Annotated in this window: 10 protein-coding genes and 1 pseudogene; 3 read left to right on the top strand and 8 right to left on the bottom strand. The window is 59.4% G+C overall.

Going from position 1 to position 15,065, the window contains the following annotated elements:
• Window positions 1-2: 2 nt before the first annotated feature.
• The 5 genes from ACSQ83_RS31930 to ACSQ83_RS31910 form a co-directional block, all read right to left on the bottom strand.
• A complete protein-coding gene (locus ACSQ83_RS31930; protein WP_436230866.1) occupies window positions 3-1,412 on the bottom strand; it encodes a DUF1800 domain-containing protein in 1,410 nt (469 codons plus the stop codon).
• Between the two features lie 74 nt (window positions 1,413-1,486).
• Complete coding sequence (locus ACSQ83_RS31925; protein WP_436230865.1) at window positions 1,487-1,960, bottom strand: periplasmic heavy metal sensor; 474 nt, start codon at window positions 1,958-1,960, stop codon at window positions 1,487-1,489.
• Window positions 1,957-2,409 carry a hypothetical protein gene (locus tag ACSQ83_RS31920; RefSeq protein WP_436230864.1) on the bottom strand — a complete coding sequence of 151 codons (453 nt, stop codon included), beginning with the start codon at window positions 2,407-2,409 and terminating at the stop codon, window positions 1,957-1,959. The genes ACSQ83_RS31925 and ACSQ83_RS31920 overlap by 4 nt, the downstream gene beginning before the upstream one ends.
• Window positions 2,406-2,981, bottom strand: a complete 576-nt coding sequence (locus tag ACSQ83_RS31915; protein WP_436230863.1) for an RNA polymerase sigma factor — start codon at window positions 2,979-2,981, stop codon at window positions 2,406-2,408. Before ACSQ83_RS31915 ends, ACSQ83_RS31920 begins: the two co-directional genes overlap by 4 nt.
• A 253-nt stretch (window positions 2,982-3,234) precedes the next feature.
• Window positions 3,235-3,567: a YXWGXW repeat-containing protein gene (locus tag ACSQ83_RS31910; protein WP_436230862.1), complete on the bottom strand. Its 333-nt coding sequence runs from the start codon at window positions 3,565-3,567 to the stop codon at window positions 3,235-3,237.
• 303 nt (window positions 3,568-3,870) lie between these two features.
• Between ACSQ83_RS31910 and fliD the strand changes: the two genes are divergently transcribed.
• On the top strand, window positions 3,871-5,373 hold the full coding sequence (gene fliD, locus ACSQ83_RS31905) for a flagellar filament capping protein FliD (RefSeq protein ID WP_436230861.1): 1,503 nt from the start codon (window positions 3,871-3,873) through the stop codon (window positions 5,371-5,373).
• A gap of 261 nt (window positions 5,374-5,634) precedes the next feature.
• Here fliD and ACSQ83_RS31900 read toward each other — a convergent pair.
• Window positions 5,635-6,517 (bottom strand): annotated as a pseudogene (locus ACSQ83_RS31900) (LysR family transcriptional regulator); the annotation flags it as partial.
• A gap of 88 nt (window positions 6,518-6,605) precedes the next feature.
• Window positions 6,606-7,904: an MFS transporter gene (locus ACSQ83_RS31895; protein WP_436230860.1), complete on the bottom strand. Its 1,299-nt coding sequence runs from the start codon at window positions 7,902-7,904 to the stop codon at window positions 6,606-6,608.
• Between the two features lie 550 nt (window positions 7,905-8,454).
• On the opposite strand from ACSQ83_RS31895, the gene ACSQ83_RS31890 reads away from it, so the two are divergent.
• On the top strand, window positions 8,455-10,029 hold the full coding sequence (locus ACSQ83_RS31890) for a methyl-accepting chemotaxis protein (RefSeq protein WP_436230859.1): 1,575 nt from the start codon (window positions 8,455-8,457) through the stop codon (window positions 10,027-10,029).
• 109 nt (window positions 10,030-10,138) lie between these two features.
• Here the strand turns inward: ACSQ83_RS31890 and ACSQ83_RS31885 are convergent, their stop codons facing one another.
• A complete protein-coding gene (locus tag ACSQ83_RS31885) occupies window positions 10,139-10,420 on the bottom strand; it encodes a hypothetical protein (RefSeq protein ID WP_414950315.1) in 282 nt (93 codons plus the stop codon).
• A gap of 1,042 nt (window positions 10,421-11,462) precedes the next feature.
• On the opposite strand from ACSQ83_RS31885, the gene ACSQ83_RS31880 reads away from it, so the two are divergent.
• Window positions 11,463-14,780, top strand: a complete 3,318-nt coding sequence (locus ACSQ83_RS31880; RefSeq protein WP_436230858.1) for a bifunctional diguanylate cyclase/phosphodiesterase — start codon at window positions 11,463-11,465, stop codon at window positions 14,778-14,780.
• Window positions 14,781-15,065: the final 285 nt, after the last annotated feature.

Below are 15,065 nucleotides of genomic sequence, written 5' to 3'. Positions count from 1 at the left end.
TGTTATCTCCGTTGGAAATCAGGCGAAACAAGCAGCAGCGCAAGTGCGGTCGGTGCACTCTCCGCACGAGATAGTTCGGATGCCGTAGCATCGCTTAATGAACCCGCAAGCAACTGGTTGCCGAGTGTGCGTGCATCGAGGGTATCGCCAACGCGTGATGCAAAACGCTGCGCCAGTTCCACCCGGCGCACGAGCGCGTCGGGGGCGGCCCAGCTTGCGGCTATGTCGTCGTAGCCTGCGGGCGACCCCGGCCGCCACACTGGCTGGCCGAGCTGGGTCAGCAAAGGCGCAATCTGCAGGTTGCCTAGATCGTTGAGCCCCAGCCCTCGTAGCGACGACACCGTCCAGTCCCAAGGCGTCTTGAACTTGGCATCGACCGGCGACCACGCTTCAGGCGAATCGATCAACACCTGGTACACGCTGGACAGGTCGCCATTCGTCGCGCTGAACACGCCGGCCAGGCGATCGACTAGCGCGGGCGGCGGGGTATCGGCGACAAAATGCCGGGCGAGCTTGACCGCAATGTGCTGCGCGGTCGCGGGTGAGGCAGCCAGATCGTGCAGTACCGCAAGCGCTTGCTGCTCGCCAGGCTGATCGTATTGCCGGTTCATGATGGTCCGTGTTCCCGGTTCATGCAGCGGCTCACGAAACACGAATTGCCCGGGCGAGGCGGCGTCCTTACGCTGGGTCCCCACGCTCATTGCGCCGATGCTCCAGCCCGTCAGCGCACGGGCGAATTCGGTCACGTCGTTCTGGTCGTAGCCGCTGCGCACGCCAAGCGTATGCAACTCCATGATCTCGCGGGCCAGGTTCTCGTTCAGTCCGGGCTTGCGGTCAGGATGCTTCATGGCGGCACGCTCGGCCGCGGGGCTATCGGGGCCGACTGAGCGCGCCTGATCGAGGAAGATCTGCATCGCCGGATGACGTTCGGCCGCGACCAGCATGTCTTCGAATCGGCCCAGTACATGCGGACGGATAGCTTCAGTTTCGAACGAGCCGGCAAGCATGGCCACGGGTGGCTTTTCCACCGATACCGCAAAATGGTTCGACCAGAAAACCACCAGCCGCTCGACAAACGGCGTGGACGTTTGCAGCGCGCTTAGGAATCGCGCGTTGACCGCTGAACGGTAGATATCGCGGAGTTTTTCGTTATAGGCCTTGCGCACGGCCTGGTTGTTGTCGGCGCCGGCGTTGCGGATGGCGCTCTGGCGCTCGGCAAATTCGGCTGCGAGCGCGCTGCTTGATGGTTGGTCTCCTAACGCTGGCGGCGTTACTTGATAGCTTGCGCCGGAGAGCTGGCTCTTGAGCCAGCCCTTTGGATCGGACGGAGCGATGGCGCCCGCGCGGGCACCGAGTCCGAAGCGATTCAGCGCGATCGCAGCAGGGGTTACAGCAGGGGTTACATCAGCCATGGCTGTTCCCACGAATCAAGTTGGTATGGTGCTTGAACGGTGGGGCTGCGTGAATCCGTCGCTGCGCCCCAAGTTTATTTTTTAGGCGGCGGTCCGACATGCAGCGGGCCGTGGCGCTCCAGCGCATCGACGAGTTTGAGCCGTTCATCGGGCGTCAGTGTGCTGGCGAATTCAGCCACCGTCGCCTCGACCCGCGCACGCACCGCAACGTCCGCTTCACGCGTGCGGGCGAGCGCTGCGTCAAGCGCGGCGCGATCGAATTGCGGCGCAGCAAGCGCTTGCACGACATCGAGCCTGCCCGAGCGCGCGCTAATGATCAGGGGCACGCTCTCACGGCGCGTCTGCCGCAGCGCTTCACGCAACTGGTCCTGACGTTCCGGGGGGAGCTCAGCCGCGGCGAAACGCAAGCCGCGTTGCTGCGCCAGCACCTCGGCCTTTTGCTTCGCCACCCATCGATACGTCCCGCCCGCGATTGCGCCGAGCAGGAAAATGTTGAGCACCAGTGAAACGATCAGCAGTGTCTTGAGCCGGGTTGTCGCCATGGTCATTGGTCGCTCCAGTCGGCCGTTGCGCTGCTAAATACGGTGCTTTCACCGGTTTGATCGAAGAGGCTCGGCGGGTTCGCCGGCGTGTTGTAGATAGACCCGGTCAACGAAATGGCCAGCACGCCCGCAGCGATTCCGGCCACCCCCGCGCCCACGAGACCCGCGCCCGAGATCCACCAGTGCGGCCGTTTCCACGCGGCTTGCTGACGGGGCGGCTTGATCTGTACAGCCGGTGCGGACGCCAGGATGCGCCGGACCAGTTCGGATTCGGGCGCGGCAACGCTGTGCCTCGAGAGCACATGGTCGAGCGCCTGGGCGTCGGCCAGAGCGGCCAGAGCGGCAGGGTCACGTTGAGCGAGCAGCGCTTCGGCTTCTGCGCGTTCGGCGGCCGGCCAATGTTCCGGCGTGGCGCCATAAGCCTGGGTGAGGCGGCGAAAACGTTCGGGGGTCATCGGCGTTCCTTTCCAAAGACATGCTCGCCGCGTTCGCCGGCAAGACGGCTGCGCAACGTGCGGCGTGCGCGCGAGAGCAGGCTTTCCAGCGCTTCCACGCTGATGCCCATCAAAGCCGCAGCCTCGACGTTCGATAGTTCCTGGTAATACTGCAATACCAGTGCCTCGCGCTGGCGTGCCGGCAGCGCGGCGAGCGCGGCGGCAATGCGCTCGCTGCGCGCGGTCTCGTCGAGTTGATCTTCCGGCAGCGGCGCCTGGTCGACGGGTTCGGGCGCGTCGTCTTCCGCGACGACATCCTGACGGCGACGCAAGCGGTCATAACACAGGTTGAGCGCCACGCGGTGCAGCCAGGTGTCGAAGCGAGCCTGGCCGCGCTGCCAGCGCGACGCCTGCCTCCAGATCCGTACGAACGCTTCCTGTGCCACGTCGCTTGCCTCGTCACGGTCTCCCAGCATCCGGGTCGCGAGCGCGAGCAGCCGCGGCAGTTTGCGCGCGACCATCTCGCGAACCGCTCCGGGTTCCCTGCCATCGACACGCGCTAACAACTCCGCGTCCGGATCTTCTTCTTTCAATGTTTTTTGTCTCGCAGCACATGTTCAACAGCCTGCGCCGGGAAGGATTGCGACCCGGTGCGCCGGCGCGGGGACTGCTCAGTACACGACGACCGCCGGCCGATAATAAGCCGGCCGCGCGGGATAAACGACACACGCAGAAAGTGCCGCGGCGGCAAACACAATAACGACCAGCGTTTTAAACATGATGTCTGTCCCGGCTCGGAAGGTGATGGAGCTACGGTGAACGTAGGTGACCGTAGCTGAGCGCTGATTAGCGGGCCCAGTGACCTTCGATCCATCGCCAGTTAGGTCCGCGCTGCACCCAGTGACCCGGCACCCAGCGTGCGCCGATCCGCACCGGCCGCCAGTGGCCCGGCACCCATTCGTAGCCGCGGCCGGCCCACCGCCAGTGGCCGCCGTCCCACACATATCCGGGACGCGCGACGGGCACGACTTCCGTGCGCATTGGCGGCGGCGCCGACGGGGCAACGATGACCGCTTGCGCGAATGCCGGCACGCTGGTCAGCGCGGCCACGGCAGTGAGGAGAGCCAAGGCGGCCTTGACTGCAAACGTGGATGAAGCCCGATCTTTTAGTGCTTTCATAACGGTTCCCTGAGATTGAAAAGACGCTCGATGCAGATGTCTGTCGAGTGCTTAAACGCGCGCTTCGGAAAAATCCGTCGCCTAATTTTTGTTTTCTACTCGGGTTGAGTAAACGGGCTTGGCACTGCTCCGGGTGCCCCAGTTTGTAATCTCTTAGCAAATAAAATGAAAACTTAACTAAAGTATTGTGTTGGCTTACCGTAATATTAAGGTGATTGATCGCAACATTGGCGCAGGTACTTAACTGAGTGAAGCCTGCGTGTCGATCACCCCAACGAGCTAACCAAGGGAGTTCCAGTTTCTATGTCTGACGCAATCAAGTCTGCGGGACAATCTCTGATCAACGGCTCGACCGGCAAAAACACTGACGTCCCCGCGCTTGTCGCGGCTATCGTCAATGCGCGGGTCGCCGGATTGAACGCGGCTAACGTGGCAAAACAGAAGACCAGTACTTCGCAACTGACCGCCGTGGGTTCGTTGAAATCGGTCATGTCGCTGTTGCAAAGCTCGCTGGCGTCCCTGTCCGATGGCAGCGCGTTGTCCGCTGTCATCGCCAAGGCCGACGGCAAGGGTCTGACGGCCACTGCAGGCAAGGGCGCGACCACGGGCAGCTACGCGATCCAGGTCACTAACATAGCGACATCGCAAAGTATTACCTCGGGTGCGTTCGGCGCGAAGGAAACGCTCGGAACCGGCACGCTGAAACTCTCGGTGGGCGGCTCGGACGTTTCGATCAACATCGATTCGTCGAACAACACGCTCAGCGGCATTGCAGCCGCGATCAATTCGGCTTCCGGCAATCCGGGCGTAAGCGCAACGGTGATCACCGGTACGGACGGCGCCCATCTCGTGCTGCACTCATCGACGACGGGCAAGGCAAGCGGTATTTCGGTGGAGGTCACGCCAACCGGCTCGGGCGACAACACGGGGTTATCGAAGCTCAACGTCAGCTCGTCCATATCGACCGTCGACCCAACGGACCCGGCCAAGACCGTGGCGCCGTACACGACCATTGAGACATCGGCGAACTGGAAGCAAACCGCGGCCGGCAGGGACGCGTTGCTGACGGTGGCCGGCACCGAGGTCAGCAGCCCGACCAACAGCGTGACATCGGCTATTGCGGGCTTGTCGATCAACCTGACTTCCGAGTCCGTCGGCACGACCCAGACGCTGAGCATCAGCGCCGACACAACCGCCCAGCAGACCTCGCTCAAGGCTTTCGTCACGGCGTATAACAATTTCATCAACATGGCTGCGTCGCTGACTTCCTTCGATGCGTCGCAACCCAAGGGTTCGCAAGGTGGCCCGTTGCTCGGCGACTCGATGATGAACACGGTCAGGAACGCGCTTGCCACCGTGATCAGCAAGGGCGTCCCGACTTCTGCGGGCGGCGTCAAGGGAATGGCGAACCTGGGGTCAATCGGCATCACGCTGCAAAAGGACAGCACGTTGAAGATTGACGAAACCGTGTTGAACGCAGCGTTGACCACCAAGCCCGGCACGATCAACGCATTGTTCAGCGCGGGCTCCGGCATCGGCGCGGAGATGAACAAGACCCTCACGACTTTTCTGAAGAAAGATGGCCTGATCGATAACAGGACAAACGCGCTCAACAAGGACCTCGACAACATCAAGGTCCAGGGCACGAAGCTGGATGCATTCGCCACGCAACTGACGAATAGCTACAACGCGCAGTTCACCGCGCTCAATACGCTGATGGCGCATATGGCTAGCAATGCGAGCTATCTGACTGCGTTGTTCGGCGGGGCTAACAGCGCGGGCGCACTGGCCGGCGGCAGGGGTTGACCGGCAACGCACCGCGCGCCGAGTAACGTCATGCGACGGAGGACACGTCAGGCGGTGCGCGCGTTCCTGATGTGCAGATCGTTAAATGTTGTTAGATCGGCCCCTGAAATATTCCATTTCGGCGCGAATGCGGAGACACTGGGATCACCCTTCTGAGGGTGTGTCCCGCGACGAAGTTCCTCCTCGTCGTGCTTGAGTCCCATCCCGCCTGGGTGGGACTTTTTTTAACGTGCTGGTCCTTCCTCGCCACCACGGAACAGGTCGCGCGATGGAACAGAAAAGAGCCGTGGTCTGCCCTTCATCCTGAAGGCGTCGGCTCATGATGATGGGCGACGTGGGACCAGGTTCTGGAAGGTGCCGATAGACCACCCCATGTACCCTTAAACCATCGACACTCTCAGGGACAAGCGACACACCCACTCGCGCCGCAACGAGTCCAAGCGCTGTCTGCAACTCTCGCACTTCGTGTACGGAGGCCGGTTCAAGCGCATGGTCGCGCAGTGCCGATAACTGCTGGTCCGCATAACTCGGGCGCGGTGAACTCGGATAAACAATCAGCGTCTCGCGTGCCAACGCCTCCAGCGTCAACTCGACCGAAGCATCGGCTAACGGATGATCTTCCGGCAGCGCGGCAATCATCCGTTCCTCGACGAGTACTTCGCGCGTCAGTTGCACGTCGTCAAAGCGCAGTCGTCCAAAGCCGACATCGATTCGTCCGCCCTTTAATGCACCGAGTTGTTCAAGCGTGAACATCTCGATCAGCGACAATTCGATCTGCGAAGCGGCCTCGCGAAATGCGCGGATGACCTGTGGCAGCGCGCCATAAAGAGTGACGGCACGAAGCCGATCACAATGCGTTCCGCCAGTTGTGCGAGCCTGCGGGTGAGCGGCACGAGTTCGTCGCTTTCATCGACAAGGCGCCTTGCCTGTGTATAGAAAACTCGGCCCGCTTCGGTCAAACGCAAAGGCCGCGAACCATGTTCGAACAGCGCCAATCCGACAATTTCTTCTATCTGCTGTATCTGCCTGCTAAGCGGCGGCTGCGTCATGTGGAGACGACTGGCCGCGCGCGTGATGTTCATTTCTTCGGCTTCATTTCTTCGGCTACCGCGATGAAATAGCGGGATGTCGCAGCTCCATGCAGACCTCAGACGGTTAATGACCCAACGGTATTATCGACACGTTCGAGGCGCAGGGCGCGCTTTGAGCGAGTAGCCTGATCAACGATGCAATCAGCGATCCTTGGCGGCTTGTTCAACCGCACCGCCGGGCGATGGGGCCGGCGCTCTATCGACCATGTTGGTCCTGAGAATCCAGTTGTAAATTGCGCCCCCGATCATCAGTGCCGAGGTGCCAAAAAACACTTCGCGCATGCCGAAATGTCCTCCGACGAAACCGCCGGCAAGCGGTCCGACAACCTGCCCGGTATATTGCGCGGACGTCGAATAACCGAGCATATTGCCCGCAACGGACGCCGGCACGTTATGCCGGATCACGCTGGCAACGCAAGGCAACAGTCCGCCGAGTGCCAGACCCATCAGGAATCGCAGCCCCACTAATTGCCAGCCTTGCGTGACAAACGCTTGCGGGATCAGCAGAATGCCTGATACCGCCAGGCAACCGATAATGACGTTCCAATGCCCCAGGCGATCGGCGAGCTTACCCAGGTACGAGGCCGAGAGAATGCTGCCCAATGCTGCCGCCGACATCACCAGTCCCGCGACAAACGTGACCTGGCGGACATCGACTACTTGCGCCACGTAGACCGTGATGATCGGCTCGATCGACATGTTTGCCAGCATCAGGAGCATGCCGGTCACCAGCATGGCAACGGTCGGCCGCTTGTCTGCGATCTGGGCCCAACTGCCGCGCTGTTTCCCCTTCTTGTTCAAGCCCGGATGACGCTCGTTCTTGACGAAGAATACGGTCGCGAGGAACGTAATAAAAATAAGTGCACCGGACGCGAGAAAGGTCGACCGTATGCCGATCAGCGGCGGCAACGATCCACCAATAAGGGGGCCGACCAGATTGCCGGCCATGATGCCGGAAGACAGGACCCCGAGCGCCCAGCCGCATCGCTCTTTCGGTGTCTGCGTGGCGACCAGCACGGTAGAGCCCGACGCAAAACCGCCAAGCAAACCCGCGAGCAGCCTGAGACCGACGAGTTGCCAGACGTTATGCGCCATCCCCATCAGGGACATGATGATGGCCATGCCGAGGCTGGCGCGGATCAGCATCGGCTTGCGGCCGTAGAGATCGGCAAGCTTTCCCCAAAGCGGCGCGGTCAATGCCGCGGTAAAAAATGTCGCCCCATAAGCGACGCCCGACCACTGGACGATCGCGGCGTGGTCCTTGACGCCTAACTGCTCCACGTAAAGCGGCAAGAACGGCAGCATGAGCGTCATGGCCACGATGGTCGTGAACGATCCAAATACGCAGACGATGAGATTGCGCCGCCAGTGGGTGAACTCTTCCGTCTCCGGAGGCGTGTCATGACTGCCCTGAGGTGCGCTTGCCGTTTGTTTGTCCATCGTTCTGTCCAGGTCGGCGTGGAGTTGCATTTGCCCTGCGACCTCTTGAGGGCCGGAGCAACCGCTTCGCGCAAAGCAAGCAAGCGAGCGGCTTCAACCCGGATCCTACGGCGTGAGTCGCGGTGCAGCCAGTCCGCTACCTATACCGGTATGGCGACTACCCGGCAGGTCTTTTTGAGTATTCCGGTCGCGGTCTTGATTGCGTCCTTGCGCAAGTGAGAGGCGGTGATTCGCGAGAACCGCTAAAGATTGCCCGCCAACCGCCGATAAATTGGTGACGTTTGCTTTTTTCCGCCAACCGTCAAGGACAGCCCGGCTGCCCATCCCCAATCCGCACTGCAATCCACAATCCGCACACGAACGCATTTCCACTGCAACGCAAGACTTCTAAAGATCGACGATATGACGCCAGAGGCAAGGCCACGCATGTCTGCCCGGCACCGGCTTAAGGAATTTGAAAGACAGTAAGTTGAAAGAAAGTCATATCGCCGAATGGCTCGCTAAAGCAGAAATACGTGTGTTTTAAATTCCAATCTACAAGGTCATTTTGATGAGCCAGTTCAAAGTTGTGACCCGCCTCTCGGCTGCTTTTGGTGCCTTACTTGTTCTTCTCGGCGTGGTGTCTGTCGTCGGTTTGATCGGCATGTCAAAGATTAACGCGGCGCTGACGAGTATTGTCGACCGCAGCACGGAAGAGATGACGCTTGCCCAGACAATGCGCTCGTCTCTCGATCAACGTTCTATCGCGATCCGCGACATGATGCTGGTCGATAACGAGGCCGACACGAAGGCCATCGTGGAAAAAATAAAGCACGAAGAGGGGATCTATGCGGACGCGTCGCGAGCCTTGAATGACATCTTCGTGTCGAGCGGATTAATAACCGACACAGAGCAAACACTGCTCGCCAGGCTGGTAACGGATGAAGCCTCCACGCGGCCGCTCATGGTCAACGTCGCCCAGCTCATCGTTTCCAACGACAAAGCGTCGGCGGGAAAGGCCTTATTGCAAGACGTCGTTCCAAAACAAACTCAATGGCGAACCACGCTTCGATCGTTGATCGAGCTTGAGAAAACGACGATGCACGACAAGGCAAACCGCGCCGAAAGCAGCTACGCGCAGCTTAGAATCGTCACCATCAGCGCAGCGCTTGCCGCGTTGATCGTCGGCGTGATAGCCGCGTTGCTGATCACGCGCAGCATCCTGAATCAACTCGGCGCGGAGCCTGGCGAAGCGCAACGCGTTGCTAGCGAAATTGCGGACGGAAACCTTGCGGTACGCGTAGTAGTTGCGCCGGGTGCAAGTGGGAGTTTGATGGCATCGCTTGAGGCAATGCGCGCGCAATTGAGCAGCATAGTCTCGGGGATCAAGACATCGGCCGATTCGATCGCGGTCGCGGCGAATGAAATGGCGCAGGGTAATGTCGACTTATCGCAACGCACCGAGGAACAAGCGGCTTCGCTTGAACAGACGGCGGCGAGCATGGAAGAGCTGACGTCTACGGTAAAGCAGAATACCGACAATGCAAAACAGGCGAACATGCTTGCCCAAACTGCGTCCGACGCAGCCACCGCAGGTGGGCAGGTGGTTGAACGCGTGGTGACGAAGATGCGGGATATATCCGCTAGCTCGTCGAAGGTGGGAGAGATCATCAACCTGATCGAGAGCATTGCATTTCAAACCAATATCCTTGCGCTGAACGCGGCTGTTGAGGCGGCACGCGCCGGTGAGCAGGGGCGCGGTTTCGCTGTCGTGGCAGGCGAAGTGCGGACGCTGGCCCAACGCTGTGCCAGCGCGGCCAAGCAAGTGAAGGATCAGATTGGTGAGTCGCTCGACCACGTCGATACGGGTTCGGGCCTGGTAGCCGAGGCAGGCAAAAGCATGAGCGAATTGTTGAGCTCGGTTAAACAGGTGACCGACATCATGGGCGAAATCTCAGCGGCGTCGTCAGAGCAAAGCACGGGCATTGAACAGGTCAGCGTTGCTGTCGGGCAGATGGACGAGGTGACGCAACAAAACGCTGCGTTGGTCGAACAAGCAACGGCGGCAGCGCAGGCAATGGCCGATCAAGCCAGGAGCTTGCGCGAAGCGGTGGGCGTTTTCAGGGTGGGAGTGGGAAGCCACTGAAGCCGACCGGTCGCGGACGAATTTGCCCGCTTGGAATCGCCGGCGGAAGGGCTGCCCAACCGCAGCGCTTAAGCTTTCGCCGGTGTGCCTTGTAGTACTTATTCGGAAATTATTGTGCGTAGGGCTTGGTCTTTTTACGATCAGTGTTTGCGACAGGCTTGATCACGGACGCGCTTGAACTGGGCGTTGAAGCTGCTCGTTGCACGTCTTTGGAATCTTGCGATGCGTCGGCAGCGGGCATCGGCAGCGGTTTGTTGGGGTTCGCCAGGTTATACAACGCCGTGCCCAGCTGTCCTGCCGCGACCCCCTCTTCGTAGTCGTCAGGGCTCTGAGCATGCGCGAAAGCAATTAAAGAAAATGCGGCGAGGGTCACAGTCTTTAGATGTTTCATTTCCCTCTCCCTTGTAGCTGGACCCTCAAGACGGTCACGAAGTGACCGATAAATCACCGGCATTTTTGTTAGAGAGTCGATACCGCGAACGTCGCTGCATCGACCGTTAGCCGTGCTCAGCGGGCTCGTTTTGCAAGACTTGAGAATGGCTATTCGATTTATAGCCCCTCCTCTTTACAAATAGCTCGCACCCCTCTAAGTCCCGTGCTGATTCACATTTGCCGTTTATTGGAGCGGCTTGTGGGAAAACGAAGTAGGTATTTCATCCTACGAATACCGGTTTTTCCTGGCTATCGAAACACGAGGCGCAGGCTAGGCGCCGCGGATAGTACGGAGCGCTAAAAAATGCGATCGAATGGCGGAGATTCGGCATTTTTTTACCGCGAATTCCATACTTAGCTTTGCAGAGGGTTTACCGCAGGCCAAATGAGACCTTTTGCGTCGTTTGTTTCTACTACGAACTTTCCTGCCACGACCGGATTTTTTCACTGTTATTAAACTTTTCCCCGCAAAGGCCGTTATTAGAGTGGGGATCACTATCGGGTCTAGTGCGACTGGCACTTTACACAACGCGTTTGCCCTCAGGGCGGCGATCACCGAGTACGTCATCGTAGCCTCGGCAATCCGCTTTCAATGCTGAAAGAAACCCGTTCGCGAACGTCATCTTGGTCGACAGGTAACTAGCGGACACGGTCGCGGTAGCGCGTGAGTGCTCGCCCTTCAAGACGATGCAGCGGGTCGCACTTATTTTCAAAACACAGACGCGGATAAGCGTCGCCGGTTGAATGAGTTCAAGTCGGGACCGGTTTTTCACGAGATGCGGCACCGCGCCGCGCGACGTGCTGAACTCGTCGCAGTGAAGAGCGCGCCCGACTCAATGCTCGATTCAACCGGCTATATCAACGAAGTTTGGGGCGGCTGAAAGCGTCGAAGTCATGCTGAGTTCACTAGTGGGGCGCGTGCGTTGAAAGATTCCGACGACCCGCGCGCTAGCGACTTGAACAGTAAAGAACGACAGCCAAGCAGAACCGGAGCAGGCATCATGCGTCTCAATTCACGAAATCTGGATAGCGCGGACAGTGGCATCGCATTGATGGCTTCGGGTGTAGTGACTGCTCAGATTATTCGGCTGCGCCGGCTGGGTGCGAACGTACCCCCTGCGCTTCGGCGTCTGCTCGAAGCCTACGTACTGTTCCCGCTATTTGCAGCAATGCTGCTCGTGCTCGCGTGGACGGCCGTCATTCATCTGGTGAAGGTTGAACACGCGGTTGCACGGGACGCAGCTGTAGAGTTGAGCCACGAACTCGCCGATACCTATGAAGCGCAGTTGGTGCGTGATCTCGTTGCCATAGACCAGGTGCTCAAGACGGTCAAGTACGTGTACGAAACGAGAGGCGGCGTGCGCTTGTCGGAGCTGCAGGACCAGGGGCTGCTGCCATTCGTGATCGGGTTCAAGGTAGCGATCGCCGGTAGTGACGGCCATCTGCGCGACGCAACCCGCGTGCAAGCGCCTGCTACCGTCATGGACGAGCCGTATTTCACCGTGCAGCGCGATCGCAAGAATGACAGTCCGGCGCCGTTTGTCAGCCAGGTGACTCGCAACGCGATCACGGGTACCCCGGAAATTATCTTCAGCCGGCGGCTGAAGAATGCAGCCGGAGAATTTGGTGGCATCGTCATGCTTTCTGTTAACCCCAGCTATTTCACGAGCAGTTACGACCGCTCGCGCATGGGCAACGACGGTGTCATGGCGCTGCTCGGCACCGATGGCGTGATGCGTGCCGAGCAGGTAGGGAAGCAGTCGTTGTGGGGTGCGGTTCTCCCGAAGATGGCTATGGACGCCGCCGAAATGCCTTCCGATTTACCTGCCGTGCAACCGTGGGATCACGGTGTGCGCCGCTATACAAACTTGCGTCAGTTACAGGGTTTCCCGCTGATCGCCATAGTCGGTCTCGGTCAGGAAGAACAACTCGCGCAGTTCCGGAATCATCGGCGCGCTTACCTGCTGTGGGCGAGCTTCGGCAGTGTGGCGCTGATCCTGCTGGCAGGTGCACTTAGCCGCTCGAGCTGGCTGCTCGCGGCAAGCCGGCGGCGAGCACGGCGGGCACAACAGACTTACTACGCTGCCTCGGAAGCGAGTCTCGACGCATTTTTTGTCCTTCGCAGCGAACTCGACACGAACGGCAAGATTGTTGGCTTCAGGGTGCAAGATACCAACCGGCGCGGCGCTGACGTATCTGGATTACCGCGCGACCGCTTGATCGGCCGGGCACTCGACGTCGCATTTCCTCGATCTCGCCACGACGGCATGCTTGACGAATTTGCGAGCGTCGCGAGGACGGGCGTGGTCGAGGAGCGGGAGTGGCTGCACGAGCGGCCCGACGCATCGTCGACGTGGTTGCATCGGCAAGTCGTACGCGTGGAAGACGGCGTAGTCGTAATGATGCGCGACATCAGTTCCCGGAAACACGCTGAGGTCCGGCGCGCGGAGCAGAATCGCGTGCTGGAAATGATCGCCACCAGCACACCGCTCGCAGACGTTCTGTCCTCCATGATCAAGCTGCTTGAGTCACAAATTGCAGGGTCGGTATGTGCCGCCTTGCTGTGTGACGACGATGGCCGGCACTTGAAATTAGGCGCTGCGCCCAGCTTGCCCGAGCGTTATGGCAAGCAGGTACGCGGCTCGCTGATTGGCCAGGATGCGGGACCAAGCGGTCGAGCGGTGCACTATCGCCATGCGGTGTACGTCCCGGACGTCAGGCAGGATCCGCATCTGGTTGACCAGATGGAAAGCTGCGGCGTGCTTGGCTACGGCGCATGCTGGGCGCAGCCCATTCTGTCCCACGACGGCAGCGCCCTTGGCGTCCTTACGCTATTCGTTCGGTTTCCACATGAACCGAAAGAGAGCGAGGGACAGGCTATTGCCATGGCGACGCGCATTGCCGGCATTGCGATCGAACGCAGTCAGGCAGAGCAACGCATCCGTCACATGGCGAATCACGATGCTCTAACGGGTCTTCCCAACCGTACCTTGCTGTCTGACCGGCTTAATCAGGTCTTGCTTCATGCACAACGTTATCAGCGTGGCGTGACCGTGGTGTTCATCGACCTCGATAATTTCAAGTTGATCAACGACAGCCTCGGGCATCGCGCCGGCGACGGCCTGTTGAAAATCGTGGCTGACCGCATGGTGCGGTGCGTGCGGCGCACGGACACGGTAGTGCGGCTCGGCGGTGACGAGTTTGTGGTTGTTCTTTTTGACCAGGCACCGCAGGGAGCGGATATTACGGTGACCATCGAAAAGATTCGCGATGCGATCCGTGAGCCGGTCAAGCTGAACGATCAGAATTTCCAGGTGACGTGCAGCATGGGACTCGCTAGCTATCCTAACGATGGCCTTGATGCTGATACGCTGCTGATGAACGCCGACGCTGCGATGTATCGCGCGAAAGAGATGGGCCGCAACAACTACCAGTTGTACACGTCCGAGATAAACATCAAGGTGCACGAGAAACTGCGGCTTCAGGAGCAGTTGCGGCACGCGCTTGCGAACGAGGAATTTCGTTTGGTGTATCAGCCCCAGGTCGATTTGCGAACCGAGAAGATCTTTGGTGTGGAAGCGCTGTTACGTTGGGATCACCCGACAGAAGGCTTGGTCTCTCCAACCACGTTCATTCCGCTTGCAGAGGAAACGGGGCTGATTGTGCCTATAGGTGACTGGGTGCTGCATACGGCTTGTCACCAGAATAAGGCTTGGCAGGATGCGGGCATGGCGCCCATGACCATTTCGGTCAACGTCTCGGCGCGGCAATTTTTGCAGAAGGATTGGGTGGCGCGAGTGGCGCATGCGCTGGCGGTGAGCGGGCTCGATGCGCAGTATCTCGAGCTTGAGCTCACCGAAAGTCTCATCATGCAGGATCTCGATGGCGCCATTGTGATCATGACCCAATTGCAGGGCATGGGCGTGCGGCTGTCTATCGATGACTTTGGGACTGGCTATTCCAGCTTGAGTGCGTTGAAACATTTCCCGATCGTGCGACTGAAAATAGATCAGTCGTTTGTGCGCGAGTTACCTGACGGCGAGGATAACCGCGCGATTGCGCGGGCCGTTATTTCGCTTGGGCGCCAATTGAATCTCAAGGTCATTGCCGAAGGCGTCGAGACTGAGAAGCAACTCAATTTCCTGCGCGACAACGATTGTCATGAAATTCAGGGTTATCACTACAGCAAGCCGGTGACGCCACTCGAGTTGGAGCAATTGCTGAAGCAGCCTTTCGCGTGGCCTACGGACGGGTCAGACGACTATGTACTTCGCCAGTCGTCGGTGTGGCCTGTGTCGGCGACAAGCCGTGAAGGTTAGCCGTTTTGATATGGCTGAGCGCCGTGCACACTGCCACGGCCAACGCCGTTAATCGTTGCGTGCGGGGAGCCGCTGATCTCATGGGTCAGGAGTTGATCGTTCGTGCTCGGGGGGATGTTAGTGGTCAGGGTTAGTGCCGGGTTGGTGCTTTCCAGGGGTTCGCGCGTTTAGTGTTGGCTGTTTTCTTTATCACTATTAGCCACTGCGCGTGGCGGCGCGTTATTTCTTGGTCCTTAGCGACAAAGAAACGAAGCAAAGAAAGCGCTTTAACCGCTCTAAAAATTA

This window comes from Caballeronia sp. LjRoot29 (assembly GCF_964252755.1).
Taxonomy (GTDB): domain Bacteria; phylum Pseudomonadota; class Gammaproteobacteria; order Burkholderiales; family Burkholderiaceae; genus Caballeronia.
This window is presented reverse-complemented; position numbering and strand designations above follow the sequence as displayed.